A 24,710-nucleotide genomic window follows, 5' to 3' on the forward strand; every position below is an offset into this window, starting at 1 on the left:
CGACCGCCCCCCCCCGCCCACCGCGACGGCCCTCGCGCTCCCCACGTCCGGCGAGAGCGAGGGCCGTCACGGCCCGCTACTGGACGTGCTCCACCACGCCCCCCTCCTCGGCGACCTCGTAGACCGTCAACCGGACGAGCCTCCGCACCCACCCGGGAACGGCGGAGCAAGCGGGTGCGGGTGTGCTCAGGCGGTCTTGGCGCGGTTGACGGCGGACAGGACGGCCTGGACGGACGCGGTGAGGACGGAGGTGTCGCGGCCGGCGCCCCAGCGGACGACGCCGTCGACGCGGCACTCGGCGTAGGCGACGGCGGGGGAGCCGCCGCCGGGGGCGGTCGCGTCGGTCGAGTGCTCGGCGAAGCGGAGGACGTCCACGGTCACTCCGGCGGCGGCCAGCGCGGCGGTGAGCGCGTCGATCGGGCCGTTGCCGGTGCCGGTGTGCTCGCCGGTGCGGCCGTCCACCGCGACGGTGCCGGTGAAGTCGTGCCGGGCGGGGCCGGTGTGCGCGGTGCGCCAGCCGGTGACGGCGACGGGGCCGGTGCGGTCGAGGTACTCGGCGCGGAAGAAGTCCCACAGCTGCTCGGCGGTCACCTCCTCGCCGCTGCCGTCGGTGGCCCGCTGGACCACGCGGGAGAACTCGATCTGCAGGCGGCGCGGCAGGTCGAGGCCGTACCCGGTGCGCAGCAGGTAGGCGATGCCGCCCTTGCCCGACTGGCTGTTCACCCGGATGACGGCCTCGTACCCGCGGCCCACGTCGGCGGGGTCGATCGGCAGGTACGGGACGTCCCAGGGGGCCTGCGCGGGCGGGACGCCCAGGTCGGCGGCGCGCTTCGCGTGGTGCGCCATGCCCTTCGCGATCGCGTCCTGGTGCGTGCCCGAGAACGCGGTGTAGACGAGGTCGCCGCCGTAGGGGTGGCGTTCGTGGACGGGCAGGCGGTTGCAGTGCTCGACGGTGCGGCGGATCTCGTCGATGTCGGAGAGGTCGAGGCGGGGATCGACGCCCTGGGCGTGCAGGTTCAGCGCGAGGGTGACGAGGTCGACGTTGCCGGTGCGCTCGCCGTTGCCGAACAGGCAGCCCTCGACGCGCTGGGCGCCCGCGAGCATCGCCAGTTCGGCGCACGCGACGCCGGTCCCGCGGTCGTTGTGCGGGTGCACGGAGAGGATGACGGCGTCGCGGCGGGCCACGTTCCGGTGCATGTACTCGATCTGGTCGGCGTACACGTTCGGGGTCGCGATCTCGACGGTCGCGGGCAGGTTGAGGATGACGGGACGGTCGGGGGCGGCGTCCCACAGGTCCGTGACGGCGTCGCAGACCTCGAGCGCGAAGTCGGGCTCGGTGAAGTTGAACGTCTCGGGGGAGAACTCGAACCGGACGCCGGGGCCCGCGAGGCGCGCCACGTCCGCGGCGCCGTCGAGGATCAGCCGGCGGACGCCGTCGCGGTCCTCGCGGAGGACGACGTCGCGCCAGGCGGGGCCGGTCGCGGTGTACAGGTGGACGACCGCGCGGGGCAGGCCCTCGATGGAGGCGAAGGTCCGCTCGATGAGGTCGCGGCGCGCGGGCGTGAACACGACGGGGGTGACGTCGTCCGGGACGCCGGTCTCGGCGAGCCGGCGGACGAACGCGAAGTCGGTGGCGCTCGCGGACGGGTAGCCGACCTCGATCTCCTTGAAGCCCATGGCGACGAACAGGGCGAACATGCGGGCCTTGCGGTCGGGGTCCATGGGTTCGGCGAGGGCCTGGTTGCCGTCGCGCAGGTCGACCGGCACCCAGAGCGGGGGCGCCTCCAGGCGGCGGGACGGCCAGGTGCGCTCGACGTCCGGGACGGGCGAGGGTTCGCGGTCGTGGACGGAGCGGTACCGGTGCGACGGCATGGCGCCGCCGCGCTGCGGGTTCCAGAACGGCGCGCCGGCGGGGACGGGGCCGGTGGGCGTCCGGAGTGTCGGGAAGGCGTGGTTCACGGGAGGTCTCCTGGGTGTCGCCGGTCGGACGACCGGCAGCACCGGACCCCGCGGCGGGGTGCCGGTCGGATCAGGCCCCGCCGCGGCGGCCGAGAAGGAGGGCCTGCCACGCCATGCCGGGCACTCTAGCGACATGTCAGGTCCTCAGACAAGTTGGTCTCGCGCTACCGTGGTCCGGTCCCGCGTCCCGGAAGGATCCGCATGCCGCTCGGCCCGCTCCGTCCCAGCCCGCTCGTCGAGCAGGCCGCGCAGCGGCTGCGCGGGCAGATCGCGGACGGGACCTGGCCGGTCGGCACCCGCCTCCCCGGCGAGACCACGCTCGCCAGGGAGCTGGGCGTGGGCCGGTCGACCGTGCGGGAGGCGCTGCGCGCCCTCGCCGGCGCGGGCCTGGTGCAGGCGCGGCAGGGCGCGGGCGTGTTCGTCCTCGCGACCGAGCCCGACGAGGACTGGCGGGCCCGGCTGCGCCGCGCGTCCGTCGCCGACGTCTACGAGATCCGCGAGATGATCGAGGGCCGCGCCGCCGAGCTGGCCGCGGTGCGCCGCACCGACGCCGACCTCGACGCCATCGAGCGGGCCCTCGCCGACCGCGACGCGGCCCGGCCCGCGGCGGGCGCCGCGGGCCCGGCCGTCGAGGCGTTCATCGACGCCGACATCGCGCTGCACGCCGCGATCGTCCGGGCCGCGCACAATCCGGTGCTCGTCGACCTGTTCGCCGAGTTCGTCCCGGTCCTGCGCGAGGGCCTGCTGGACCTGACGGCGCTGCTGGACGTGCGCCGCCACGACCTCGACCACGGGCGGGACGCGCACGCCGCCCTGGTCGCGGCCGTGCGCGACCGCGACCCGGCGGCCGCGGCCCGGATCATCGAGGCCGAGCTGGAGCAGACCCTGGGGAACCTGCGCCGCCGCTGACCCCGCTCACCCGAGGGACGCCAGGACGGGCGGCAGGTCGCCCGCGTGGACGACCGTCAGGCGGCGGGTCGCGCGGGTGAGGGCGACGTACAGGTCCTGGCCGCCCTTCGGCGACCCGGCCAGGACGCCCGCGGGGTCGACGAGGATCACCGCGTCGAACTCCAGGCCCTTCGCCTCCTCGGAGGTGAGCACCACGACGGGGGAGTCGAGGGCGGCCGGGGTCGCGCCGGCGGCCGCCCCGGGCAGGACGGCCCGGACGTCCGCGTGCCGCGCCCCGGAGACGATCACCGCGAGGCGGCCCTCGCCGATGGCGTCCAGCTCGTCCTCGACCAGGGCGGGCAGCCCGGTCACCGGGAGTTCGACGGCGCGGGGCGGCGCCTCGTCGTCGCGCACGGACTCGGGCGGCGTCTGCCCCGGGTCGACCGCGGCGAGGACCTCCGCGGCCACCCGCATGATCGCCGCCGGGGTCCGGTAGTTGACCATGAGGCGCTGCTCCCGCCACCGGCCCGGCACGTAGGGGTCGAGCATCTGCCCCCACGACGCGGCCCCGGCGGCGCTGCCCGTCTGCGCGATGTCGCCGACGACGGTGAGGGAGCGGGTCGGGACCCGCCGCATGATCGTCCGCCACGCCATCGCCGACAGCTCCTGCGCCTCGTCCACGATGACGTGCCCGTACGCCCACTCGCGGTCGGCGGTCGCGCGCTGGGCGGTGGTGAGCGGCGGGCCGTCGTGGTGGTGCCGCCCGGCGAGCCCGGCGGCGTCGATCACGTCGGCGGCGTTCAGCAGGTTCGACTCGTCCCGGGACTCCAGGATCTCGCGCGCGTACCGCTCCTCCTCCGCGCGGGCCGCCGCGGCGGCGCGGGCGCGGGCCCGGTCGGCCGTGTCGTCGACGCCGAGCCATTCGGCGGCCTCGTCCAGCAGCGGGACGTCCGAGACCGTCCACTCGGCCGTGGACGGACGGTGCAGCAGTGCGGCCTCGTCCGGCCGCAGGCCCGCGCGGCCGCCGACGCGGGCCAAGGCGTCCGGGTCGGCGAACAGGTCGGACAGGAGGCGCTGCGGCGTCAGCTCCGGCCACAGCGCGTCGATCGCCGACCGGACGGCCGGGTCGAGCCACAGCGCCTCCTTCGCCAGCCGGAGGTCGGCCTCGTCCAGCAGCGGCTCGTCCTCGGCCTCCTCCATCAGCTCCTGGAGCCACGCGGGCAGCCCGCCCTCGCTGATCATCTGCTCCAGCGGCTCGTCGACCATCCGGTCGTACTGCTGGGCCCGGTTCAGCGCGAGCGCCTCCAGCAGGTCGTGGACGAACCGGCGCCGCTGCACGTTGTGGGGCACGCGCAGCGCGCGCGCACGGTCGCGGGCGCGGGCGCACTCCTCGGCGGACACCTTCAGCGTCATGCCGTCGGCCTCCACCTCGAACCCGTCCTCCGGCGCGCGCTGCCGGTCCCGGACGGCCTCCGCGACGAGATCGGCCATCCGCGGATCGCCCTTCACCACCGCGACGTCCGGCCGGTCGGACGCGGTCGCGCGCGTCCCCGGGAACAGCTCGCCGACCGTGGCGAGGACGACGTCGGTCTCGCCGAGCCCCGGGAGCACCTGCTCGATGTACCGCAGGAACGTCGCGTTCGGGCCGACCACCAGGACGCCCCGGCGTTCGAGCACGTCGCGGTGCGTGTAGAGCAGGAACGCGGCGCGGTGCAGCGCCGCGACGGTCTTGCCGGTGCCGGGACCGCCCTGCACGACCAGCACGCCGTGCAGGCCGGCCCGGATCACCTCGTCCTGCTCCTGCTGGATGGTGGCGACGACGTCGCTCATCCGCCCCGTCCGGCCCTTGCGCAGCGTTGCCAGCAGGGCCGCCTCCCCGACGAGCGTGCGGCGCTCCGACTCCGCCAGGCCGTCGATGTCGAACACCTCGTCGTCCAGCCGGACGACCTCGCGGTGCCGCAGGTGCAGGTGGCGGCGGCGCGCGAGGGTGCCGGGCGCCCCGGGCGTCGCGGTGTAGAACGGGCGCGCGGCGGCGGCGCGCCAGTCGATCAGCAGCGGCTCGTGGTCCTCGTCGCGCAGCCCGATCCGGCCGATGTAGAACGTGTCGCCCGGCCCTTCGCCGTCGGCGCGGTGGTCGATCCGGCCGAAGCACAGCCCGTCCTCCACCCCCGCGAGCTGCGCCAGCCGGCGCGCGGCCTCGTCGGTGGCGACGGCGCTCTCCAGCCGCGCCTGGAACGCGCTGCCGCCGCCCGCCGCCGGTCCTTCGCGCAGCGCGGCCTCGCTCTTGGCCCGCTCGGCGTCGAGCCGCCCGTACAGGCGGGTGACGTGCTCCTGCTCCGCGCGGACGGCCGCGCGCCGCGCCGCGTCCCCGTCGGTGGTCTCGGCGGATTTGACAACACTGGATTGACGGGTCTCCATGTGTTAGGTACACTCCTATGTGTAGGGGTGGGTTAACTGTGTCTGCACGTAACCCACTACCCTAGCACCCCTGTGCACCCTTGGTGGTTGATCTTCCGAAAAGATCACCTCTGTTGCGCGGTGCGTCACCTTCCCGGTGCTCTTCCGTCACCGACCTTCGCGAGGCTGACCGGCGATCGATGCCGGATTCCTCCGAAAGGTCGCTCCCCATGGCCGACGCGCCCCAGCTCGACCGGCGTTCCTTCCTCGTCACCACCGGACTCGCGGTCGGCACGGCCGCCGCCGTCTCCGCGTTCCCCGGCACCGCCCACGCCGCCCCGCGCGCCCGCCGCGCCGCCGGCGACCCGTTCACCCTCGGCGTCGCGTCCGGCGACCCCGAGCCCGACGGGTTCGTCCTGTGGACCCGCCTCGCCGTCGACCCCCTCGCCGAGGACGGCCGCGGCGGCATGCCGAACCGGAACGTGGACGTCCGGTGGGAGGTCGCGCGGGACGAGCGGTTCCGCAAGGTCGAGCGGCGCGGCACGGTCGTCGCGCGTCCCGAGGACGCCCACTCCGTCCACGTCGAGCTGAACGGGCTGCGGCACGGCCGCGACTACTGGTACCGGTTCCGCGCCGGCGACCACGTCTCCCCGGTCGGGCGGACGGTCACCGCGCCCCGCCTCGACTCGTTCGGCCCCGCCCTCGCGATGGCGTTCGTCTCCTGCAGCCAGTACGAGCACGGCTACTTCACCGCGTACCGGCGGCTCGCGGAGGAGCACCCAGACCTGATCCTGCACCTCGGCGACTACCAGTACGAGTACAAGCCCGACGACTACACGATCCCGGGCGGGAACGTCCGCGACCACCGGGGGCCCGAGACCGTCACGCTGGCGAACTACCGGCAGCGGCACGCCCAGTACAAGGCCGACCCCGACCTGCAGGCCGCGCACGCCGCCGCGCCCTGGCTCGTCGTGTTCGACGACCACGAGGTCGAGAACAACTGGGCCGACGACGTCCCCGAGGCGGGCTCCGACACGCCCGACCCCGCCGACTTCCGGCGCCGCCGCATCGCCGCGTTCAAGGCGTACTACGAGAACATGCCGCTGCGCCGCCGCTCCATCCCGAACGGCCCGGACATCCAGATCTACCGGCGCGTCCGCTGGGGCAAGCTCGCCAACTTCCACATGCTCGACACCCGCCAGTTCCGCGACGACCAGGGCTGCGGCGACGGCTACAAGGACTGCCCCGCGGCCACCGACCCCAAGCGGTCCATCACCGGCGCCGAGCAGGAGAAGTGGCTGCTCGACGGCTTCGACGCGTCCCGCGCCCGCTGGGACGTCATCGGCCAGCAGGTCTTCTTCGCGCAGCGCGACAACAACGCCGGCCCCGCGAAGATCACCTCGATGGACGGCTGGGACGGCTACGTCGCGTCCCGCGAGCGCATCACGCGGGGCTGGCTCGACCGGAAGGTGCGCAACCCCGTCGTCCTCACCGGCGACGTGCACGCCCACTGGGCGAGCGACCTCAAGCTCGACTACGACGACCCGGACTCGCCGACCGTCGGCTCCGAGCTCGTCGCGACGTCCATCACCAGCGGCGGCGACGGCCGCGACTCCGACCCGGCCGACCACCCGTTCCTGCAGATCAACCCGCACCTGCGCTTCTACAACAACCAGCGCGGCTACGTGCTCACCAAGATCGACAAGCATGAGATGCGGGCCGACTTCAAGACCCTCCCGACCGTCCGCGACCACGAGGCCCAGGCGTCCACGAAGGCCACGTTCGTGATCGAGGACGAGGTTCCGGGCGTCCGGCAGACCTACCTGCGGCCCTTCGAGGCGCCCAAGATGTCGGTCAAGTCCGACCGGGACCTGATCCAGGAGACCATCCGGAACGAGACCGTGCGCTGACACGCGGTCTCCCGCCGGACCCCCTCGGACGCCGCGCACCGCGCCCAGGGGGTCCGGCCGGTCTTCCTCACCCGGCCGGGACGGCCGCCACGGCGGCCACCGCCACCCCGGCGGCAACCTCGGCGGGGTGACTGAGCCGCGGGGCGTGCCCGGCCCCGCGGACGATCGTCACCGGAACGCCCGGCACCCCGGCGACGCCCGCTCGGACGGACGCTGCGCGCGGGCGAGCCACCGCGCCGTGCGGCGCGCGACCCCCGGGCGGCGCAGCCGCGCGGCCGCGTCCTCGAGCGCCCGCAGGGCCGGGCCGACGAGCGCCGGGGCGGGCGGGGGAGCGGCGGTCGCCCGCGACGTAGGTGCGGGCGCCTCCGGCGGCGTTTAACCCGCCCGGCAGCGGCGGCGCGGCGCGCCCGAACCGCTCCGCGACGAGCCGATCTGCGACGAGCCGCGCGGAAGGACCCTCAGCGGTCGGTGCGGGGGCTGGTGGCGGGGCCGCCGAGAATCTCGTCCAGGTCGTAGGCGACGGGGGTCTCGAGCTGCTCGTACGTGCAGGACTCCGGCGTCCGGTCGGGGCGCCAGTTGCGGAAGCGGGCGGTGTGCCGGAACCGGTCGCCCTCCATCGCCTCGTAGGCCACCTCCACGACCAGCTCGGGCCGCAAGGCGACCCACGACAGGTCCTTCTTGCCGGTCCAGCGGGAGATCGCGCCCGGCATCCGGTCGACGGTCGCCTCGGTCTGCCGCGCCCACTCGGCCCACGGGTGGCCGTCGTAGTCCTCCATCCGGTACGGCTGCAGCTCCTCGACGAGCTCCGCGCGCCGCTTCATCGTGAACGACGCCGCCACGCCCACGTGCTGCAGGTGGCCCTTGTCGTTGTAGAGGCCGAGCAGCAGCGACCCGACGATCGGCCCGGACTTGTGCCAGCGGAAGCCCGCGACGACGCAGTCGCAGGTACGCTCGTGCTTGATCTTGAACTGGACGCGCTTGTCGGGCTCGTACGGCAGGTCGCGCGGCTTGGCGATGACGCCGTCGAGGCCCGCGCCCTCGAACTCGTCGAACCAGCGCAGCGCCAGCTCGTACGAGTCGGACGCGGGGGTGACGTGGATCGGCGCGTTCGCCCCGGCGAGGGCGTCGACGAGCCGGCGGCGGCGCTCGCCGAGCGGCTTCTCCAGGTAGGACTCGTCGCCGAGCGCGAGCAGGTCGAACGCCACGAACGACGCCGGCGTCTGCTCCGACAGCAGCTTGATCCGGGACGCGGCCGGGTGGATGCGCTGCTGCAGCGTGTCGAAGTCGAGCCGGGAGCCGCGCGGCATGACGATCTCGCCGTCCACCACGCAGCGCTCCGGCAGCTCCCGCTTCACCGCCTCCACCAGCTCGGGGAAGTACCGGGTGAGCGGCTTCTCGCCGCGGCTCGACAGCTCCACCTCGTCGCCGTCCCGGAAGACGATGCAGCGGAAGCCGTCCCACTTCGGCTCGTACAGCAGGTCGCCCTGGGGCATGGTCTTGACCGCCTTGGCCAGCATCGGCGAGAACGGCGGACTGATCGGCAGGTCCATGCCCCCATCTTGCGCCCGGCCACCGACAGTCTGCGGCCCCGGGGTCCGATAACGTGCAGCTCATGCGCCGTCTGCTGCCCGAACCCGCGATGGACGGCGCCGACCCCTACGTCGAGTACGGCGACGCGCCCGGCCTGCGGATCGGCATGGTGATGAGCGCGGACGGCTCGGTCACCGACGCCGAGGGCTGGACGGACGGGCTCGGCGGGGCGGCCGACTTCCGGGTGTTCCGTACGCTGCGGGCGCTCGCCGACGCGATCGTCGTCGGCGCCGGGACCGTCCGGACGGGACGGCTCGGCCCCGCGCGGCTCCGCGCCGATCTGCGCGCGCGCCGGGGCGGTCCGCCCGCGCCCATCGTGGTCGTGAGCCGTTCGCTCGGCTTCGACTGGACGCTGCCGCTGTTCACCGAGGCCGAGACCCCGACCGTGGTCGTCACCACCGAGCGTGCGCGCGCGCACGTCCCGTCCGGGATTCGCGTGATCGCGGCGGGAGAGGACGACGTCGACCTGCCCGAGGCGGTCCGGCTGCTGCACGGGGAGCTGGGGCCGCGCCTGCTCTGCGAGGGCGGGCCCGGCCTCGCCACCGCGCTGCTCCGCGCGTCCCTGGTCGACGAGCTGTGCCTCAACATCGCCCCCGCGCTGCACGGCCCGCGCACGCCGCTGCTCACCGCCCTGCCCGCCGAGATCCCGGTGGATCCCGCCGCGCTGTACCTGGACGAGGGCGTGCTGTTCGTCCGCTACCGGGTGGCGCGGGTGTAGCGGAGGAAGAGGTAGTCCTCGTCGGTGAGGGCGTGCGCGAGCCGCCAGCACGCCGGGTCGGGCACGCTCGGGCCGTCGAGGATCCGCAGCGCGTCGCCGCCGAGCAGCATCGGGCTGAGCGTCAGGCACAGCTCGTCGAGGAGGCCGGCGGCGGCGATCTGGCCGAGGACGGCCGGGCCGCCCTCGCACAGCAGCCGCCGGTGCCCGCGCGCGGCGAGGGCCCGGAACGCGACGCCGAAGTCGAGGGCCCGCTCCCCGGCGATGATCACGTCGGCGTGCGCGCGGGCCGCGCGCAGCCGGTCCGGGTCGGCGTCCGCGCAGGTCAGCACGATCGTCGGGACGCGCGCCTCGGTGAACACCGGGCCGTCGAAGTCCAGGCCGAGGGACCGGGAGACGATCACGAGCGGCGGCACCGGCGGCCGTCCGTCCCGCACGCCGTCCCACTCGGGGACGGGCCGGACCGGCCCGTAGCCCTCGGCGCGGACGGTCCCGGCGCCGACGATCACGGCGTCGGCGAGGCCGCGCAGCAGCAGGAACAGCCGCCGGTCGGCCTCGTTGCCGAGGCCGCCGCTGCGCTCGTCGCGCTGGGCGGCGCCGTCCAGGCCCGCGACCATGTTGGCGCGCAGCCACAGGCCGCCGGACGGGGGGTCGGCCGGGTAGGCGTACCGCTCGGCGAGATCGACGGGCTCGGCAGAAGTCGTCAGTGGCCGCATAGGGATCTCACGGTAGTACACGGCCGGGAGCGGCAATCTGTGCGAATTCCTCATTTCCGCGTCATGAGCGGGCGACACTGCCGTCGGGGGACATGAGAATCTCAGAAGGGAGCAGGGGGTGGAGTTCGCTGCGCTCGCAGCATGGGTCCTCGCCGCACTCGCCGGCGGCTATCTACTGATCACCTGGATCGTGCACGGGGGGCTCGCGACCAAGGTGACGCGCTTCCCGCGACTCGTCGTCGTGGGGCATCCGCTGGCCGCCGCGGGCGGCCTCGCGCTGTGGATCGGCCACCTGGCCACCAGGGACCCGGTCTACGCCTGGTGGGCGTTCGCCGCGCTCATCGTCGTCGTCCTGCAGGGCTTCCTGCTGTTCACCCGCTGGCTCGTCGGCCGGGGCAGGCACGCGCGCGGCGCGGAGCAGGCGTTCCCGGCGGCGGCCGTGGCCGTGCACGGCGCGGTGGCCGTCGCGACGGTCGTCCTGGTGTTCCTGACCGCGATGGAGGTGACCGCCGCGACCTGACCCCGGCTACACGCGCCGCAGCACCGACAGGGAACGGTCGGCGATCTTCAGAGTCGCGCGGGCCTTGGCGAGCGGGCGCTCCCCGACCCCGCCGGGCTCGGCGGTGTCCAGCGTGTGGGCCCACCGATCGCCGTACTCGGCCCCCGGGAGGGTGAACTCCAGGGGGTCGGGTCCGGCGTTGATCAGCAGGAGGAACGAGTCGTCCCGGACCCGGCGCCCGCGCCGGTCGGGTTCGGTGATGGCGTCGCCGTTGAGGAACACGCCGAGGCACTTCGCGAACCCGACGTTCCAGTCCTGGTCGGTCATGATCTCCCCGGCCGGGGTGAGCCACGCGATGTCGGCGGCGGCGCCCGTCCCGGTACCGGTGAAGAACCGGCGGCGCCGGAACACCGGGTGGTCGCGGCGCAGCCGCGACAGGGACCGGACGAACTCGACGTCCTCGGCGTCGTCCCAGTGCACCCACGCGAGCTCGTTGTCCTGGCAGTAGGCGTTGTTGTTGCCCTGCTGGGTGCGGCCCAGCTCGTCGCCGTGCGACAGCATCGGCACGCCCTGCGACAGGAACAGCGTCGCCAGGAAGTTGCGCTTCTGCCGGGCCCGCAGCCGCCGGACGGCCGGATCCCGCGCGGGCCCCTCGTGCCCGCAGTTCCACGAGCGGTTGTCGTCGGTGCCGTCCCGGTTGTCCTCGCCGTTCGCCTCGTTGTGCTTGTGGTCGTAGGAGACGAGGTCGTGCAGCGTGAACCCGTCGTGGCACGTCACGAAGTTGATGGACGCGAACGGGCGCCGCGCGCTGTGCTCGTACAGGTCGGACGAACCGGTCAGCCGGGACGCGAACTCCGGCATCGTCGCGTACGAGCCGCGCCAGAAGTCGCGGACGGTGTCGCGGTACTTGCCGTTCCACTCGGTCCACAGCGGCGGGAAGTTCCCGACCTGGTAGCCGCCCTCGCCGACGTCCCACGGCTCGGCGATCAGCTTCACCTGCGAGACGACCGGGTCCTGCTGGACGAGGTCGAAGAACGCGGCGAGCCGGTCGACGTCGTGCAGCTCGCGGGCCAGCGCGGACGCGAGGTCGAAGCGGAACCCGTCCACGTGCATGTCCAGGATCCAGTACCGCAGCGAGTCCATGATGAGCTGCAGGGCGTGCGGGCTCCGCACGTTCAGCGAGTTCCCGCAGCCGGTGTAGTCGAGGTGGTAGCGCTTGTCGTCGTCCCGCAGCCGGTAGTACGACGCGTTGTCGATCCCGCGGAACGACAGCGTGGGCCCCAGATGGTCGCCCTCGGCGGTGTGGTTGTAGACGACGTCCAGGATCACCTCGATGCCCGCCTCGTGCAGGGCGCGGACCATCGCCTTGAACTCCAGCACCTGCTCGCCGTGCTGCCCGGACGAACTGTAGGAGTTGTGCGGCGCGAAAAACCCGATCGTGTTGTAGCCCCAGTAGTTGTCGAGGCCCCGCGCGACCAGCGCGTGCTCGGGCACCGACTGGTGCACCGGCATCAGCTCGACGGCCGTCACGCCGAGGTCGAGCAGGTGGTCGATCATCACCGGGTGCGCCAGCCCCGCGTACGTCCCGCGCTGCTCCTCCGGGATCCCCGGGTGCAGCCGCGTCAGGCCCTTGACGTGCGCCTCGTAGATGACGCTCTCGTGGTACGGGACGCGCGGCGGCCGGTCGTCGGCCCAGTCGAAGAACGGGTTCACCACCACGTTCTTCGGCATGTAAGGGGCGCTGTCGTCCTCGTTGAGGACGTCCGGGTCGGTGAACCGGTACGAGAACAGCGACTCGTGCCACCGCACGTTGCCCTCGACGGCCTTCCCGTACGGGTCCAGCAGCAGCTTCGCCGGGTTGCAGCGGTGCCCCTCGCGCGGGTCGAACGGCCCGTGCACCCGGTACCCGTACCGGCGTCCCGGCCCGACGCCCGGCAGGTACCCGTGCCAGACGAACCCGTCCACCTCGGGCAGCTCGTACCGCGTCTCGCGGCCCCGCTCGTCGAACAGGCACAACTCGACCCGCCGCGCCACCTCCGAGAACAGCGCGAAGTTGGTGCCCGTGCCGTCCCAGGTGGCGCCCAGCGGGTACGGATCCCCGGGCCAGACCTCCAGCATGTCTCCCACTCCCCGCCGTCTCGGTACGGCCGTCTCGTCCCGCGCGCCACTGCGCAGCCGATTCTGACGTACCCGTGTCCGGCCCGCCCGCCACCGCCCGATATCAGAGTGTCATCCCGGCGTGTCCGTACCGGTGGCGTCGCCGGCGGGGAGGCGCCAGACGGTCTCGTCGTCGGCGGTCTCGGCGGTGGGGCGCAGCCCGAGCCGGGCGGCGACGGCGGCGGACGGCCGGTTCGCGGGGTGGATCAGCGCGACGATCTCGTCGACGCCGCGGTCGCGGAGCCAGCCGACCAGGGCGCGGGCGGCCTCGGTCGCGAACCCGAACCCCTGGTAGGGCATGCCGATCACCCACGCGACCGACGCGACCGTGGCGGGCGGCGCCGGGGTGACCGTCGAGCCCGAGGCGGGCGGCGCGACGGCGTAGCGGCCGGGCGCGGGCCGCACCGTCGCCTGGACGTAGCCGACGGCCCGGCCGTCGCGGACGCGGCGGACGATCCAGTACAGCCAGTACTCCTGGTGGAACGGGGCCGGGCCGGCGGCCAGCCGCGCGTAGCGTTCGCGGAGCTCGTCGCGGGTGAGGGGCTCGCCGCCGATGTAGCGGTGCAGTCGGCGGTCGTCCAGAACGGGGGCCATCTCGTCGGCGTGGTGCGGCGCCGGCGGCTCCAGCACGAGCCGCTGCGTCCGGATGGTCTCCGCGATCGGCCCGTACACCCGCCGATCCTACGCCACGCCCCCGGAGCCGCTCAGAGCCGTCGCGTCCACACGCCCGGGGAGTGCTGGCCGGGCGACAGCCACAGCCAGGGCTGCGAGCGCCGGAACGGCAGGTCGGTGCCGGGCTGCCAGGGGAACAGGCCGTCGGCGTTCGGCCACAGGACCTGCAGGAACGGCGGCGGCGTCCGCCGGTAGAACGCGACGGCGCCGCGCAGCAGCGCCTCGTACCAGCGGCGGTCGACGGCGCGGAACCCGGCGGGCCGGTCCCGGACGACGCCGTCGCGGCGCTCGCCGTCGGCGGGCGGGCGGCCCTCGGCGGACTGCCGGCCGAGCAGATCCAGCGACTCCTCCATCTCGTACACGTCCCCGCCGAACATGGCGAGCTCGGGCACCCGGTGGGTGTGCCACAGCCCGATCGTGTACGCCCAGCCGGGGCCGATGTCGTCCGAATGGTGCAGCACCACGCTCCACCCGTACTGGGTGATGTGGACCATCGTGCGGAGGAGGAAGTTGTCCAGCCGGTCGCGGTCGCCGTAGTCGTGGCAGAGCACGCACGCGCAGGGGGGCGGACCGTCGGGCATGCCGCAAGCTTACGGCGACCCGCGCGCGCCGCGGGCGGCGAGCCGTTTGAACTGCGCGGACGGAGGAACAGCACCCTACGGCGCCTGCCGATGATCATGCGTCGGCGGCCCGCCGACCCGTGGGAGAACCCTGTGACCTCTGCCGTCATGCCCGAACCCCGCGCCGCCGACGCGGCGGCACTCGACGCCCGCGTCGACGCCGCGGTCGCCGACGTCGTCGCCCCGAACGCCGCCGCGGTGGACGAGACCGGGGCGTTCCCCCGGGAGGGCGTCGCGGCGCTCGCCGCCGCGGGCGCCCTCGGCCTGCTGAGCGCCCCGGAGGCCGGCGGCGCGGGGCGCGGCCTCGCGGACGCCGCCCGCGTCGTCGAGCGGCTCGCCGGGGCGTGCGGGTCCACGGCGATGGTCGTCCTCATGCACTACGCCGCGACCGCGGTCCTGGAGGCGCACGGACCGGACGACGTCCGCCGCGCCATCGCCGCCGACGAGCACCTCGCCACCCTCGCGTTCTCCGAGACCGGGTCGCGCAGCCACTTCTGGGCGCCGCTCGGCACCGCGGCGCCCGCGGGCTCCGCCGTCCGGCTGGACGCCCGCAAGAGCTTCGTCACCTCCGCCGGGGAGGCCGACGGGTACGTGTGGTCGAGCCGCCCGCTGGCCGCGCGGGGCCCGATGACGCTGTGGCACGTGCCGTCCGGCGCGCCCGGCCTGACCGTCGGCGGCCCGTTCGACGGGCTGGGCCTGCGCGGCAACGCGTCGAGCCCGGTCACCGCGGACGGCGTCCGGGTCCCGCCCGGCGCGATGCTGGGCGCGGACGGCGCCGGGCTCGACATCGCGCTCGGCACGGCGCTCCCCACGTTCCTCGTGCTCGGCGGGGCGTTCTCCCTCGGCGTCATGGAGGCGCTGATGGACGCCGCCCGCGACCGCATGACCGGAACTCGCTTCGAGCACCTCGGCCGGACCCCCGCGGACGACCCGGCGACCCGCGCCGCCTACGCCCGGCTCCGCATCCGGGTGGACGAGGCCCGCGCGTTCCTGCGCGACACCCTCGACGCGCTCGGCACCGGACGCGCGGACGCGACGCTGCGGGTCCTGCAGGTCAAGGCCGTCGCGGGGGAGGCGGCCGCCGAGGTCGCCGACGGGGTGCTGCGGCTGTGCGGCGGGTCGGCGTTCGTCCGGGGCACGCCCGTCGAGCGCCGCTTCCGGGACGCGCTGGCCTCCCGCGTCATGGCGCCGACGACCGAGGCGCTGCACGACTTCGTCGCCCGGGCGGGCCTCGGCCTGCCGCTGTTCGGAGAGGAGACCCGATGCTGCTGATGGGGGCGGTCGCCTACGACCCGAAGGTCGTGACGATCTGGACCGGGTTCCGCGCGTGGCTCGCCGCGCGCGGGTTCGCGTTCGACTTCGTCCTGTACTCCAACTACGAGCGGCAGGTCGAGGACCTGGCCCTCGGCCGGATCCACGCGGCGTGGAACTCGCCGCTCGCCTGGATCCGGGCGCGCCGCCTCGCCGAGGCGCGCGGCCGCCGCGTCCGTCCGCTCGTCATGCGCGACACCGACCGCGACCTGACCTCGGTGATCGTCGTGCGCGAGGGCTCGCCGGTCACGTCCGTCGGCGACCTGCGGGGCGCGACGGTCGCGGTCGGCGCCGTCGACTCGCCGCAGGCCACGCTGCTTCCGCTGTCGCACCTGCGCACGCACGGCCTGGTCCCGGGGACGGACGTGGACGTCCGCCGGTTCGACACCGGCGTGGGCCTGCACGGCGACCACGTCGGCGGGGAGCGGGACGCGGCCCGGGCGCTGGCGTCCGGTGAGGTCGCCGCCGCCTGCATGGTCGACGCGAACCACCTCCTGTTCGGCACCGAGGGCGTCCTGCCTCCCGGCGGGACCCGGGTGCTCGCGCAGACCCCGCCCTACGACCACTGCAACCTCACGGTGTCCGACTCGGTGCCGGAGAGGGCCGCGGAACGGTTCGCCGGGCTGCTGCTGTCGATGAGCTTCGCCGACCCGGACGCCCGCCCGCTGCTGGACCTCGAGGGCCTCAAGGCCTGGGAGGACGGCCGCGACGACGGCTACGCCGCGCTGGAGCGGGCCGTCGACGAGACCGGCTTCTACGACGCGGACGGACGGGTGACCGCGCGCGGCTACACCCCGTGAGGGCCCTCGACCTGGGAGAACTCGGCTTCGAGCACGGCGCGCACCTGCTCGTCCGGCACGCCCTGTCCGACCTCGCACCCGGGGACGAACTGGCCGTCACGGGCACCGACCCGGCCCTGCCCGTCCACCTGGCCGCCTGGTGCCGCACCGAAGGCCACCGCTTCACCCCGCCCGAAGACCCGCCCACCACCCGGCTCCGAGGCCGGATCGTCCGGGGGCGGGCGGATCTCGATCGGTGGGCGGGCGCCGAACGGGCGGGGGCGCCCGCGCCCGGCGGCATCGTGCGGCGCCCGGACCCCCGCTGGGGGCTCGCGGCGCGCGGGGCGCTCGTCGAACCGGGCGGCCCCGCGCTCGGCGCCGACCTGGCCGACCGCGACGTCGTGTGGGCCGACATCGCCCCGCGCCTCTACGCGCACGCCGCGTCCGCCCAGTGGGACCCCGCGACGGCCGTCCCGTGGGACGCCGCGTTCGCGATCCCGGCCGAGGTCGAGCGGGCGGTCGTCCAGGTGATGACGTACCTGGTCGAGAACGAGCAGGCGGCGCTGGTCGTCCCGGCGCGGCTGCTCGCCCGCGTCCACCCGCACTTCCGGGAGGTCCTGCAGCTGCTGGCCGTCCAGGCGGCCGACGAGGCCCGGCACGTGGAGGTGTTCGCGCGGCGGGCGCTGCTGCGCGGCGGGGAGATGGGCACGTCGTCGGCGGGCGGCCGCGCCTCGCTCGCGACGCTGCTCGCGGAACCGGACTTCTCGCTCGCCTCGTTCCTGCTCTCGGTCCTCGGCGAGGGCGCGTTCCTCGACCTGCTGTCGTTCCTCGACCGGCACGCGCCCGACCCCGTCACGCGCGCGGCCGTCCGGCTGGCCCGGCGGGACGAGGCGCGCCACGTCGCGTTCGGCGTCGCCCACCTGGAGCACCGCGCGAAGCTCGACCCGGCGCTGCGCGGCCGGCTGCGCGGCGCCGTCGAGCGGCGCCACGACGCGCTGCGCGACACGGCCGGGCTGAACGCGGACGTGTTCGACGCGCTCGTCGTCCTCGCGGCGGGGGAGTGGACGCCCGCCGCGATCGCGTCCGGTCACCGCGCGGTGCGGCGGCTCCGCGAGGGAATGGACGAGGGACGGCGGCACCGGCTGGAGCGGCTCGGCTTCCCCCCGGACGAGGCGGCGGAACTGTCCGCCCTGCACACCCGCAACTTCATGTGACCCCACCGGCTTCGGCCCGCTCGGCTGCCAGACGCCGCACGCGGCACGGGCGCGACCCGAGCCCCGGCGACCGCCGAAGCTGCCTCGACGCCGTCCCGCGGGCGGGCGCTAGCCGATCTTCGGTACCGCGCGGTCGATGATCGGGGCCAGGTCGAGGCCCGGGGGGAGGGTGCCGAAGGCGGTGCCCCGGTCGCCGGCGAGGCGGGTGGCGCAGAAGGCGTCGGCCACGGCCGGGTGACCGTGTCTGACCAGCAAGGAACCCTGGAAGACGAGTGCCAGGCGTTCGGCGACGCGGCGGGCGCGGAACTCGATCGTGGCGGTGTCGGTGAAGCCGTCCTTGGCTTCCTTGACGGCGGCGTCGAGGCGCGGGTCGGCTCCGCGGGCGAGGTCGACTTCGTCGAAGAACGCCTCCAGGGTGTGCGGCTCGCGCAGGGTCGCGCGCAGGAGATCGAGGGCGGCTACGTTGCCGGAGCCCTCCCAGATGCCGTTCAGTGGGGACTCGCGGAACAGCCGGGGCATGCCGGACTCCTCCACGTAGCCGTTGCCGCCCAGGCACTCCAGGGCCTCGGCGGCGTGCGCGGGCCAGCGCTTGCACACCCAGTACTTGCCGACCGCGAGGCCGAGCCGCTTGACCGCCGCCTCGGTCTCGTCGCCGCGCACCGACCGGTCGGTCGCCCCGGCGAGCCGCAGCATCAGGGTCGTGGCGGCCTCGGACTCGATCGCGAGGTCGGCCAGGACGTTGCGCATCAGCGGCTGGTCGATCAGGTCGCGGCCGAACGCGGCGCGGTGCGCGGCGTGGTGCGCGGCCGCCGTCACCCCGTGCCGCATCCCGGCCGCCGCGCCGATCACGCAGTCCAGCCGGGTCATGTTCACCATCTCGATGATGGTGCGGACGCCGCGTCCCTCGTCCCCGACGCGCCACGCGACCGCGTCGTCGTACTCGATCTCCGCGGACGCGTTGGACCGGTTGCCGAGCTTGTCCTTGAGCCGCATCAGCCGCAGCGGGTTCAGCGTCCCGTCCGGCAGGACGCGCGGGACCAGGAAGCACGTCAGGCCGCCCGGGGCCTGCGCCAGCGTGAGGAACACGTCGCACATCGGCGCGCTCGTGAACCACTTGTGCCCGACGAGACGGTACGTGCCGTCGGGCTGCGGCGTCGCGCGGGTGGTGTTGGCGCGGACGTCCGAACCGCCCTGCTTCTCGGTCATCGACATGCCCGCGAGCAGCGCGCGCTTGGTCAGCGGGGCGCGCAGCCCGTAGTCGTACTCCGGCGCGGCGAGCAGCGGCTCGTACACTGCGGCGAGCTCCGGCTCGCGCCGCAGTGCCGGGACGGACGCGTACGTCATCGAGATCGGGCAGCCGTGGCCCGCGTCGACCCGCCACACGTAGAACTTCGCGGCCCGCGCGACGTGCGCGCCCGCGCGTCCGTCCGTCCAGGCGGACCCGTGCAGGCCGTGCGTGACGGCCACGGTCATCAGCTCGTGCCAGGCCGGGTGGAACTCGACCTCGTCGATGCGGTGCCCGTACCGGTCGTGGGTGCGCAGGACGGGCGGGTGCTCGTTCGCGAGCCGGCCCTGCTCCTGCGCGTGCTCGGTGCCCGCCAGCCGGCCCAGCTCGCGCACCTCGCCGACCGCCCAGCCGGCGCCCTCGCGCGCCAGGCCGTCCAGCAGCGCCGCCTCGTCGGCGACGTCGTGGCCCGCGAGCGGCGGCACCTGGTTGAGAACCTCGTGGGTCACGGCACGCTCCCTCCCCGCGGGCGTCGTTCGCGCCCACCCTACCGAACAGTGTTCGGCGCGGTAGATGATCATGTCAGGAGGGCCCGCGCGGAGCATCCTCCTGAAGTGGTGGGGGCATCTCGTCCGCGCGGCGGATTGTACAAAGGCCCCGGGGGCATACCTTCGGAACCATGAGTCAGTCCACCCCGCAGCCGGGATCGCCGTCCCCCGGCGGCTCGAAGGATCCGGCGCCCGCCCCGCGCCCCGACCGTCCCGCGACTCCCGGCGTCCGCGCGTCCGACGCCGAGCGGGAGGCGGTGGTCGAGCGGTTGCGGGTCGCCTCCGTCGAGGGCCGGCTCACGCTCGAGGAGCTCACCGAGCGCACCGAGGCCGCGTACGCGGCGGTGTCCCGCGACGACCTCGAAATGATCACCGCCGACCTGCCCGGCATGGGCGCCCCCGGCGCCGAGCCCGCCCCGCTCCAGGTCAAGCGCCGGTTCAGCGCGATCATGGGGGACTGCAAGGAGCGCATCGTCGGCCGCATCGACGAGCCGCTGGAAGCCGTGTCGGTGATGGGCGACGTCGAGCTCGACCTGCGCGGCGCCCAGGTGCCCACCGGGGTGGTCCGCGTGCAGGCCACCGCCGTCATGGGCGACGTGAAGATCATCGTGCCGGACGGGATCGCCGTCGAGCTGGACGGCTACGCGTTCCTCGGCGATCGCCGGGTCGCCGTCCGCGAGTCCGGCGGCGGCGCCCGCGTCCCGGTCGTCCGCGTCACCGCCCGCGCCGTCATGGGCGACGTGAAGATCGTCGACGACGAGCACCACGCCCCCGTCCGCCGCGCCATCGCCGCCTGGTGGCGCGACCGCAACTCCTGACGGCTCAGCCGTCCCGGCGGGACGTCGCGGCGAGCGAGCCGAGGAGCGCGAGGGCCTCGGCGCTCGCCGACCCCGGCTCCGCGTGGTACACGACCAGCTCCTGCCCCGGGCTCGACCGGACGTCGAACGTCTGCATCGTCAGCGTCACCGGGCCGACGTCGCGGTGCACGAACCGCTTGTGCTCCAGCGACTTGCCCCGCGCGTCGTGCCGCGCCCACAGCTCCGCGAACTCCGGGCTCGCGTCGAGCAGATCGGCCAGCACGCGCCGCACCCGTGGATCGTCCGGTGCCTGGCCGTGCCCGAGCCGGAACCCGGCCACCGCGTTCCGCGCCACGTCGCGCCAGTCCCGGTAGAACTCCCGCGCCGCAGGGTCGGTGAACACGACGTGCATGAGGTTGCGCGAGTGCGCCCAGTCGTGGAACAGCGCGTCCGCGATCGCGTTGGAGGCCAGCACGTCGTAGGCCCGGTTGTAGACGATCGCGGGATTGCTCGGCCACGCGCTCATCAGCTGCAGCAGGCCCGGGTCGACGCGGGCCGGGACGGCGGCGCCCCGGTCGCGCGGGCCGAGCCCGGCCAGCCGGAACAGGTGCAGCCGGCCGTCCTCGCCCAGCCGCAGCGCGTCCGCGAGGGCGTCGGCGACCTGCGGGGACGGCGTCCGCTCGCGGCCCTGCTCCAGCCGGACGTAGTAGTCGGCGCTGACCCCCGCCAGCATCGCGACCTCCTCCCGCCGCAGCCCCGGAACCCGCCGGTGGCCCGTGCTCGGCAGGCCGACGTCGTCCGGTGAGACCTGCGCCCGCCGTGCCGTGAGGTAGGCGCCGAGTTCGGAACGTGACATGCCGTCCAGCCTAGGCGGCGGCCCGCCGGTCTTCCTGGGTGCGGCGCTCCCAGGAAGAGCCCGCACTGCCGCCGGACGCGCGGCGCGGGCAGGGTCGAGGACATGTCGAACGACAACAAGACCATTCTCGTGACCGGAGCCAGCAGCGGGATCGGCGAGACCGTCGCCGCCGGACTCGTCCGCGAGGGACACCGGGTCGTCGCGGGCGCCCGGCGCACCGACCGGCTGGACGCCCTCGCCGAACGCACCGCGAAGGAACCCGGGAGCCTGCTCCCGCTGCGCCTCGACGTGACCGACCGCGCCGACGTCGAGGCGTTCGTCCGGACGGCCTGCGACCGCTTCGGCCGCGTCGACGCCATGGTCGCGAACGCCGGGATCATGCCGCTGTCGCGCCTCGACGCGCTGCTCGTCGACGAATGGGACCGGATGATCGACGTGAACGTCCGCGGGCTGCTGCACTCGATCGCCGCGGTCCTGCCCCGCTTCACCGCCCAGGACTCCGGGCACTTCGTCACGATCGCGAGCATCGGCGCCCACGAGGTGTCCCCGACCGCCGCCGTCTACTGCGGCACCAAGCACGCCGCCCGGGCCATCACCGAGGGCCTCCGCCTGGAGTCCGCCCCCTCGATCCGGGTCACCACCGTGTCCCCGGGCGTCGTCACGTCCGAACTCGCCGACTCCATCACCGACCCGGGCGCCGCGGAGGCGATGCGCGCCTACCGGGCGAATGCGATCGCCCCGGACGCGATCGCCGCGGCCGTCTCCTACGCCCTCGCGCAACCGGCCGACGTCGACGTCAACGAGATCGTCGTCCGCCCCGCCGCCCAGCGCTGACCGCCCCGACCCATGGTGCGCCTGCTCGAAGGCGCGGCCGCTCGGGGGCGCGGCCGGTCGGGGGCGCGGCCGCTCGGGGGCGGCCCGCCCGCTGACCCCCCGCCCGGGGGCGGGGGTCAGCGGGTGTCGTCGTGGCGTTCGGCTTCGGTGACGCCGCGTTCGTCCGCCGGGAGGGAGTCGGGGTGTTCGCGCTTCACGCCGGGCGTGCCGGTGCCGCTGATCTCGGTGCCGCCGCCGTTCGTCTCGGCCTCCTCGCCGTCCCGGGCGCGGTGCGGGACGGGCGCGCCCGGGCGCGTCCGGCCCCGCGCGTCCGATCCCTGGTTCACGGGCGCGAACGCGCGGTCGTGCGTCTCGCGAGGCTCGTGGCCCGATTCTTCGGAGGATTCGCGTTCGTTCATAACGCGCGCATACCCGACGTTCCGCCCATCGAACGCGCCGCGCCGGTCGGGACTGGCGGTCGGCGGTCAGGCGTCGAAGGCGGCGGGAGCGGTCAGGAGGAAGGAGACGTCGGCGCCCGCGGGGAGTTCGCGCGGGGGCTCGGCGCGGCGGAACAGGCGGGCGTCGAGGGGGCCGCCGAGCGTCGCGGTGCCGTCCGACACGCGCAGCCAGGTGCCCTCGCGCAGGCCGAGGACGGGCACGTCGTTGCACTCGAGGAACTCCGCGAGCCGCTGCTCCCGCGTCTCGCCCATGTGCGTGTCGCCGGGGCGCGGGTCGATGTAGTGCGGGTTGATCTGGAACGGGACGAACCCGAGGGTCTCGAAGCTCGGCGGCTGCACGATCGGCATGTCGTTCGTGGTCCGCAGGGTGGGGCACGCCATGTTCGTCCCGGCGCTCGCGCCCATGTACCGGAGGCCGCCCCGGACGGCGTCGCGCAGTTCGTCCCGCAGGCCGGTCCGGTACAGGTCGCGGAGCAGGCGGAAGGAGTTGCCGCCGCCGACGAACACCGCGTCGGCGCCGTCGAGTCCGGAGGCGTGCGCCCCGCGGACGGTGATCCCGCGGGGTTCGAGGGCCGTGCGGACGACGTCGGTGTAGGCGTCGTGGTCGGCGAGCGCGTACGGGACGAACGCGAGCGCGGAGCCCGCGCCGACGAACGCGGTCACCGTGTCGAGGGCGTGCTCGAGGTAGGCGCGGCCGTGGTTCGTCGAGTTCGACAGCAGCAGCAGTTCCACAGTGCTCCTTTCAGTGGCGGCGGGCGCCGGTCAGCAGCCGCTCCACCTGTTCGGCGGCGCGGCGGAGGCGGGGGAGGCGGTCCACCGGGGCCTCGAAGCGGTCCTCGTGGCCGCCGAGGCTGAGGCTCCCGTACGGCTCCCCGTGCAGGTGGACGGGCACGGCGAGGGTCGCGACGTGGGCGTCGTACTCGCCGATCGTGAACGCGTACCCGAGTTCGCGGACGCGGTGGAAGCGGCGTTCGAGCGCGTCCGGGTCGGTGAGGGTGCGGTCGGTGAAGCGGGCCATCGGACGGTCGCGGAACAGGCGGCGGCGCCGGTCCTCGGGGACGAACGCGAAGTACGCCTGGGCGGTCGCGCCCGCGTGCGCCGGGTAGAGCTCGCCGACCAGCGGGTAGTAGCGGAGCGGCCCCTCCTCGCCGTCGACCGCGGCGACGCACCGGATGTGGAAGCCGTCCGGGACCGAGAGCAGCGCGGTGTCGCCGGTCAGCGCCGCCAGGTCCGCGAGGATCGGCGTGACGAGCATGCGCAGGGAGCCCGAGCGTTCCCACGTCCGGCCGAGGTGCAGGGCGGCGGGGCCGATGCGGTAGCGGCGGGTGTCGGGGTCGGCGACGAGGAAGCCGCGGTGCGCGAGGGTCGCGAGGACCCGCTGGGCGACGGACTTGTCCCACCCGAACTCCTCGGCGACCTCGGTGACGCCCCAGTCGGTGCGGTGCCGGTCGAAGCCGAGGAGGACGAGCAGCGCGCGGTCGGCCGTCTGCAGGAGGCCGCGCGGGGTGTCGCGGTCGGCGGCGAAGCCCGTGCCCATGCCTGCTCCCCGTTGCGAATAGCGGGACAAAGTTGCTTATTCCGATAATAGCGCTGCAACCTGGGGAAACACGCTCCTCGCCAGCAAGGAAGGCCCATGCTCAAGCACGTCCTCGCCGTGATCGACCGCCTCGACGACCCGGCCGCGTCCGGGCGCTCCCTCGCCCGGCTCCTCGACGCCGCCGCGGGTCCCGCGGGCTCCGGCGCGGAGGTCGTCACCGTCACCGGAGACAAGGGCACCACCGACTTCGTGCGCGTCCGCGTGCCGGGCCGGCGGGGCCGCTCCGCCGGCGGGGACGCCCCCACGCTCGGCATCGTCGGACGGCTCGGCGGCGTCGGGGCCCGCCCCGAGGTCCTCGGGTTCACCTCCGACGGGGACGGCGCGGCGGCGGCGCTCGCGGCGGCGGCGAAGCTGCTGGAGATGCGCTCCCGGGGCGACGTCCTGGACGGCGACGTCGTCATCGCCACGCACGTCTGCCCGGACGCCCCCACGCAGCCGCACGACCCGGTCCCGTTCATGGACTCGCCGGTCGACATCGCCGTCATGAACGAGCACGAGGTGACGTCCGACATGGACGCCGTGCTGTCGATCGACACCACCAAGGGCAACACGATCATCAACCACCGGGGGCTGGCGCTGTCGCCCACGGTCAAGCAGGGCTACATCCTGCGGGTCAGCGACGGGCTGGCGAACCTGCTGTCGGTCGTCACCGGCGAGCCGGCCGTGACGTACCCGATCACCATCCAGGACATCACCCCGTACGGCAACGGGGTCTACCACCTGAACTCGATCCTGCAGCCCGCGACCGCGACGGACGCGCCGGTCGTCGGCCTCGCCGTCACCGCCGCGTCCGCCGTGCCCGGCTGCGCGACCGGCGCCAGCCACGAGACCGACATCGCCGCGGCGGCGCGGTTCGCGGTGGAGACGGCCAAGGCGTTCGGCGCGGGCGCGGTGACCTTCCACGACCAGGACGAGTACGAGGCGCTCGTCGCCCGGTACGGCTCCCTGGCCCACCTGCAGACCCTCGGCCGGGTCGGCTAGCCGGGCCC

22 protein-coding genes are annotated in these 24,710 nt (G+C 74.7%); 10 read left to right on the forward strand and 12 right to left on the reverse strand.

Features of this window, described 5'->3' with window-relative positions; all coding sequences use genetic code 11:
- Positions 1–186: 186 nt before the first annotated feature.
- A complete protein-coding gene (leuA, locus tag AB0L25_RS23575; protein ID WP_500174876.1) occupies positions 187–1,872 on the reverse strand; it encodes a 2-isopropylmalate synthase in 1,686 nt (561 codons plus the stop codon).
- Positions 1,873–2,160: 288 nt separating this feature from the next.
- On the opposite strand from leuA, the gene AB0L25_RS23580 reads away from it, so the two are divergent.
- A complete protein-coding gene (locus tag AB0L25_RS23580) occupies positions 2,161–2,868 on the forward strand; it encodes a FadR/GntR family transcriptional regulator (protein ID WP_500174820.1) in 708 nt (235 codons plus the stop codon).
- Between the two features lie 6 nt (positions 2,869–2,874).
- Here the strand turns inward: AB0L25_RS23580 and AB0L25_RS23585 are convergent, their stop codons facing one another.
- The gene (locus AB0L25_RS23585; RefSeq protein ID WP_500174821.1) at positions 2,875–5,265 is read right to left on the reverse strand and encodes a HelD family protein; all 2,391 of its coding nucleotides are present in this window, start codon (positions 5,263–5,265) and stop codon (positions 2,875–2,877) included.
- 209 nt (positions 5,266–5,474) lie between these two features.
- On the opposite strand from AB0L25_RS23585, the gene AB0L25_RS23590 reads away from it, so the two are divergent.
- Positions 5,475–7,154, forward strand: a complete 1,680-nt coding sequence (locus AB0L25_RS23590; protein WP_500174823.1) for an alkaline phosphatase D family protein — start codon at positions 5,475–5,477, stop codon at positions 7,152–7,154.
- A 458-nt stretch (positions 7,155–7,612) separates the two neighbouring features.
- Here AB0L25_RS23590 and AB0L25_RS23595 read toward each other — a convergent pair whose 3' ends face one another.
- The gene (locus AB0L25_RS23595; RefSeq protein WP_500174824.1) at positions 7,613–8,704 is read right to left on the reverse strand and encodes an ATP-dependent DNA ligase; all 1,092 of its coding nucleotides are present in this window, start codon (positions 8,702–8,704) and stop codon (positions 7,613–7,615) included.
- A 62-nt stretch (positions 8,705–8,766) separates the two neighbouring features.
- Here AB0L25_RS23595 and AB0L25_RS23600 point away from each other — a divergent pair, with 62 nt between their 5' ends.
- Positions 8,767–9,462: a dihydrofolate reductase family protein gene (locus AB0L25_RS23600; RefSeq protein ID WP_500174825.1), complete on the forward strand. Its 696-nt coding sequence runs from the start codon at positions 8,767–8,769 to the stop codon at positions 9,460–9,462.
- Here the strand turns inward: AB0L25_RS23600 and AB0L25_RS23605 are convergent.
- On the reverse strand, positions 9,441–10,175 hold the full coding sequence (locus AB0L25_RS23605; protein ID WP_500174826.1) for a pyrimidine reductase family protein: 735 nt from the start codon (positions 10,173–10,175) through the stop codon (positions 9,441–9,443). The two genes, AB0L25_RS23600 and AB0L25_RS23605, sit on opposite strands and share 22 nt — an antisense overlap.
- A gap of 118 nt (positions 10,176–10,293) precedes the next feature.
- Between AB0L25_RS23605 and AB0L25_RS23610 the strand changes: the two genes are divergently transcribed.
- On the forward strand, positions 10,294–10,695 hold the full coding sequence (locus AB0L25_RS23610; protein WP_500174827.1) for a hypothetical protein: 402 nt from the start codon (positions 10,294–10,296) through the stop codon (positions 10,693–10,695).
- 6 nt (positions 10,696–10,701) lie between these two features.
- Here AB0L25_RS23610 and glgX read toward each other — a convergent pair whose 3' ends face one another.
- From glgX to AB0L25_RS23625, 3 genes are all read right to left on the reverse strand, one after another.
- On the reverse strand, positions 10,702–12,792 hold the full coding sequence (gene glgX / locus AB0L25_RS23615; protein ID WP_500174828.1) for a glycogen debranching protein GlgX: 2,091 nt from the start codon (positions 12,790–12,792) through the stop codon (positions 10,702–10,704).
- Positions 12,793–12,903: 111 nt separating this feature from the next.
- Positions 12,904–13,503, reverse strand: a complete 600-nt coding sequence (locus tag AB0L25_RS23620) for a GNAT family N-acetyltransferase (protein WP_500174829.1) — start codon at positions 13,501–13,503, stop codon at positions 12,904–12,906.
- 32 nt (positions 13,504–13,535) lie between these two features.
- Complete coding sequence (locus tag AB0L25_RS23625) at positions 13,536–14,084, reverse strand: DUF4262 domain-containing protein (protein WP_500174830.1); 549 nt, start codon at positions 14,082–14,084, stop codon at positions 13,536–13,538.
- 132 nt (positions 14,085–14,216) lie between these two features.
- Between AB0L25_RS23625 and AB0L25_RS23630 the strand changes: the two genes are divergently transcribed.
- The 3 genes from AB0L25_RS23630 to AB0L25_RS23640 are packed head-to-tail and all read left to right on the forward strand — an operon-like array spanning position 14,217 to position 17,427.
- Positions 14,217–15,395: an acyl-CoA dehydrogenase family protein gene (locus tag AB0L25_RS23630; RefSeq protein ID WP_500174831.1), complete on the forward strand. Its 1,179-nt coding sequence runs from the start codon at positions 14,217–14,219 to the stop codon at positions 15,393–15,395.
- Positions 15,386–16,234: a phosphate/phosphite/phosphonate ABC transporter substrate-binding protein gene (locus tag AB0L25_RS23635; RefSeq protein ID WP_500174832.1), complete on the forward strand. Its 849-nt coding sequence runs from the start codon at positions 15,386–15,388 to the stop codon at positions 16,232–16,234. The genes AB0L25_RS23630 and AB0L25_RS23635 overlap by 10 nt, the downstream gene beginning before the upstream one ends.
- Positions 16,231–17,427 carry a hypothetical protein gene (locus AB0L25_RS23640; protein WP_500174833.1) on the forward strand — a complete coding sequence of 399 codons (1,197 nt, stop codon included), beginning with the start codon at positions 16,231–16,233 and terminating at the stop codon, positions 17,425–17,427. The genes AB0L25_RS23635 and AB0L25_RS23640 overlap by 4 nt, the downstream gene beginning before the upstream one ends.
- A 108-nt stretch (positions 17,428–17,535) precedes the next feature.
- Here the strand turns inward: AB0L25_RS23640 and AB0L25_RS23645 are convergent, their stop codons facing one another.
- The gene (locus AB0L25_RS23645; RefSeq protein ID WP_500174834.1) at positions 17,536–19,161 is read right to left on the reverse strand and encodes an acyl-CoA dehydrogenase family protein; all 1,626 of its coding nucleotides are present in this window, start codon (positions 19,159–19,161) and stop codon (positions 17,536–17,538) included.
- A 170-nt stretch (positions 19,162–19,331) separates the two neighbouring features.
- Here AB0L25_RS23645 and AB0L25_RS23650 point away from each other — a divergent pair, with 170 nt between their 5' ends.
- A complete protein-coding gene (locus AB0L25_RS23650) occupies positions 19,332–20,018 on the forward strand; it encodes a DUF1707 SHOCT-like domain-containing protein (RefSeq protein WP_500174835.1) in 687 nt (228 codons plus the stop codon).
- A 4-nt stretch (positions 20,019–20,022) separates the two neighbouring features.
- Here the strand turns inward: AB0L25_RS23650 and AB0L25_RS23655 are convergent, their stop codons facing one another.
- A complete protein-coding gene (locus tag AB0L25_RS23655) occupies positions 20,023–20,853 on the reverse strand; it encodes a helix-turn-helix domain-containing protein (protein ID WP_500174836.1) in 831 nt (276 codons plus the stop codon).
- Between the two features lie 102 nt (positions 20,854–20,955).
- Between AB0L25_RS23655 and AB0L25_RS23660 the strand changes: the two genes are divergently transcribed.
- Entirely contained in the window at positions 20,956–21,687 is a 732-nt protein-coding gene (locus tag AB0L25_RS23660) for an SDR family oxidoreductase (protein WP_500174837.1), read from the forward strand.
- A 116-nt stretch (positions 21,688–21,803) separates the two neighbouring features.
- Here the strand turns inward: AB0L25_RS23660 and AB0L25_RS23665 are convergent, their stop codons facing one another.
- From AB0L25_RS23665 to AB0L25_RS23675, 3 genes are all read right to left on the reverse strand, one after another.
- Complete coding sequence (locus AB0L25_RS23665; RefSeq protein WP_500174838.1) at positions 21,804–22,085, reverse strand: hypothetical protein; 282 nt, start codon at positions 22,083–22,085, stop codon at positions 21,804–21,806.
- A gap of 66 nt (positions 22,086–22,151) precedes the next feature.
- A complete protein-coding gene (gene pepE / locus AB0L25_RS23670) occupies positions 22,152–22,856 on the reverse strand; it encodes a dipeptidase PepE (protein WP_500174839.1) in 705 nt (234 codons plus the stop codon).
- Positions 22,857–22,866: 10 nt separating this feature from the next.
- Entirely contained in the window at positions 22,867–23,661 is a 795-nt protein-coding gene (locus AB0L25_RS23675; RefSeq protein WP_500174840.1) for an IclR family transcriptional regulator, read from the reverse strand.
- Positions 23,662–23,757: 96 nt separating this feature from the next.
- Between AB0L25_RS23675 and AB0L25_RS23680 the strand changes: the two genes are divergently transcribed.
- Positions 23,758–24,702, forward strand: coding sequence for a DUF1177 domain-containing protein (locus AB0L25_RS23680; protein ID WP_500174841.1), 945 nt, complete (start codon positions 23,758–23,760; stop codon positions 24,700–24,702).
- Positions 24,703–24,710 lie beyond the last annotated feature (8 nt).

The organism is Spirillospora sp. NPDC052242, assembly GCF_040679555.1.
Classification (GTDB): Bacteria; Actinomycetota; Actinomycetes; order Streptosporangiales; family Streptosporangiaceae; genus Spirillospora.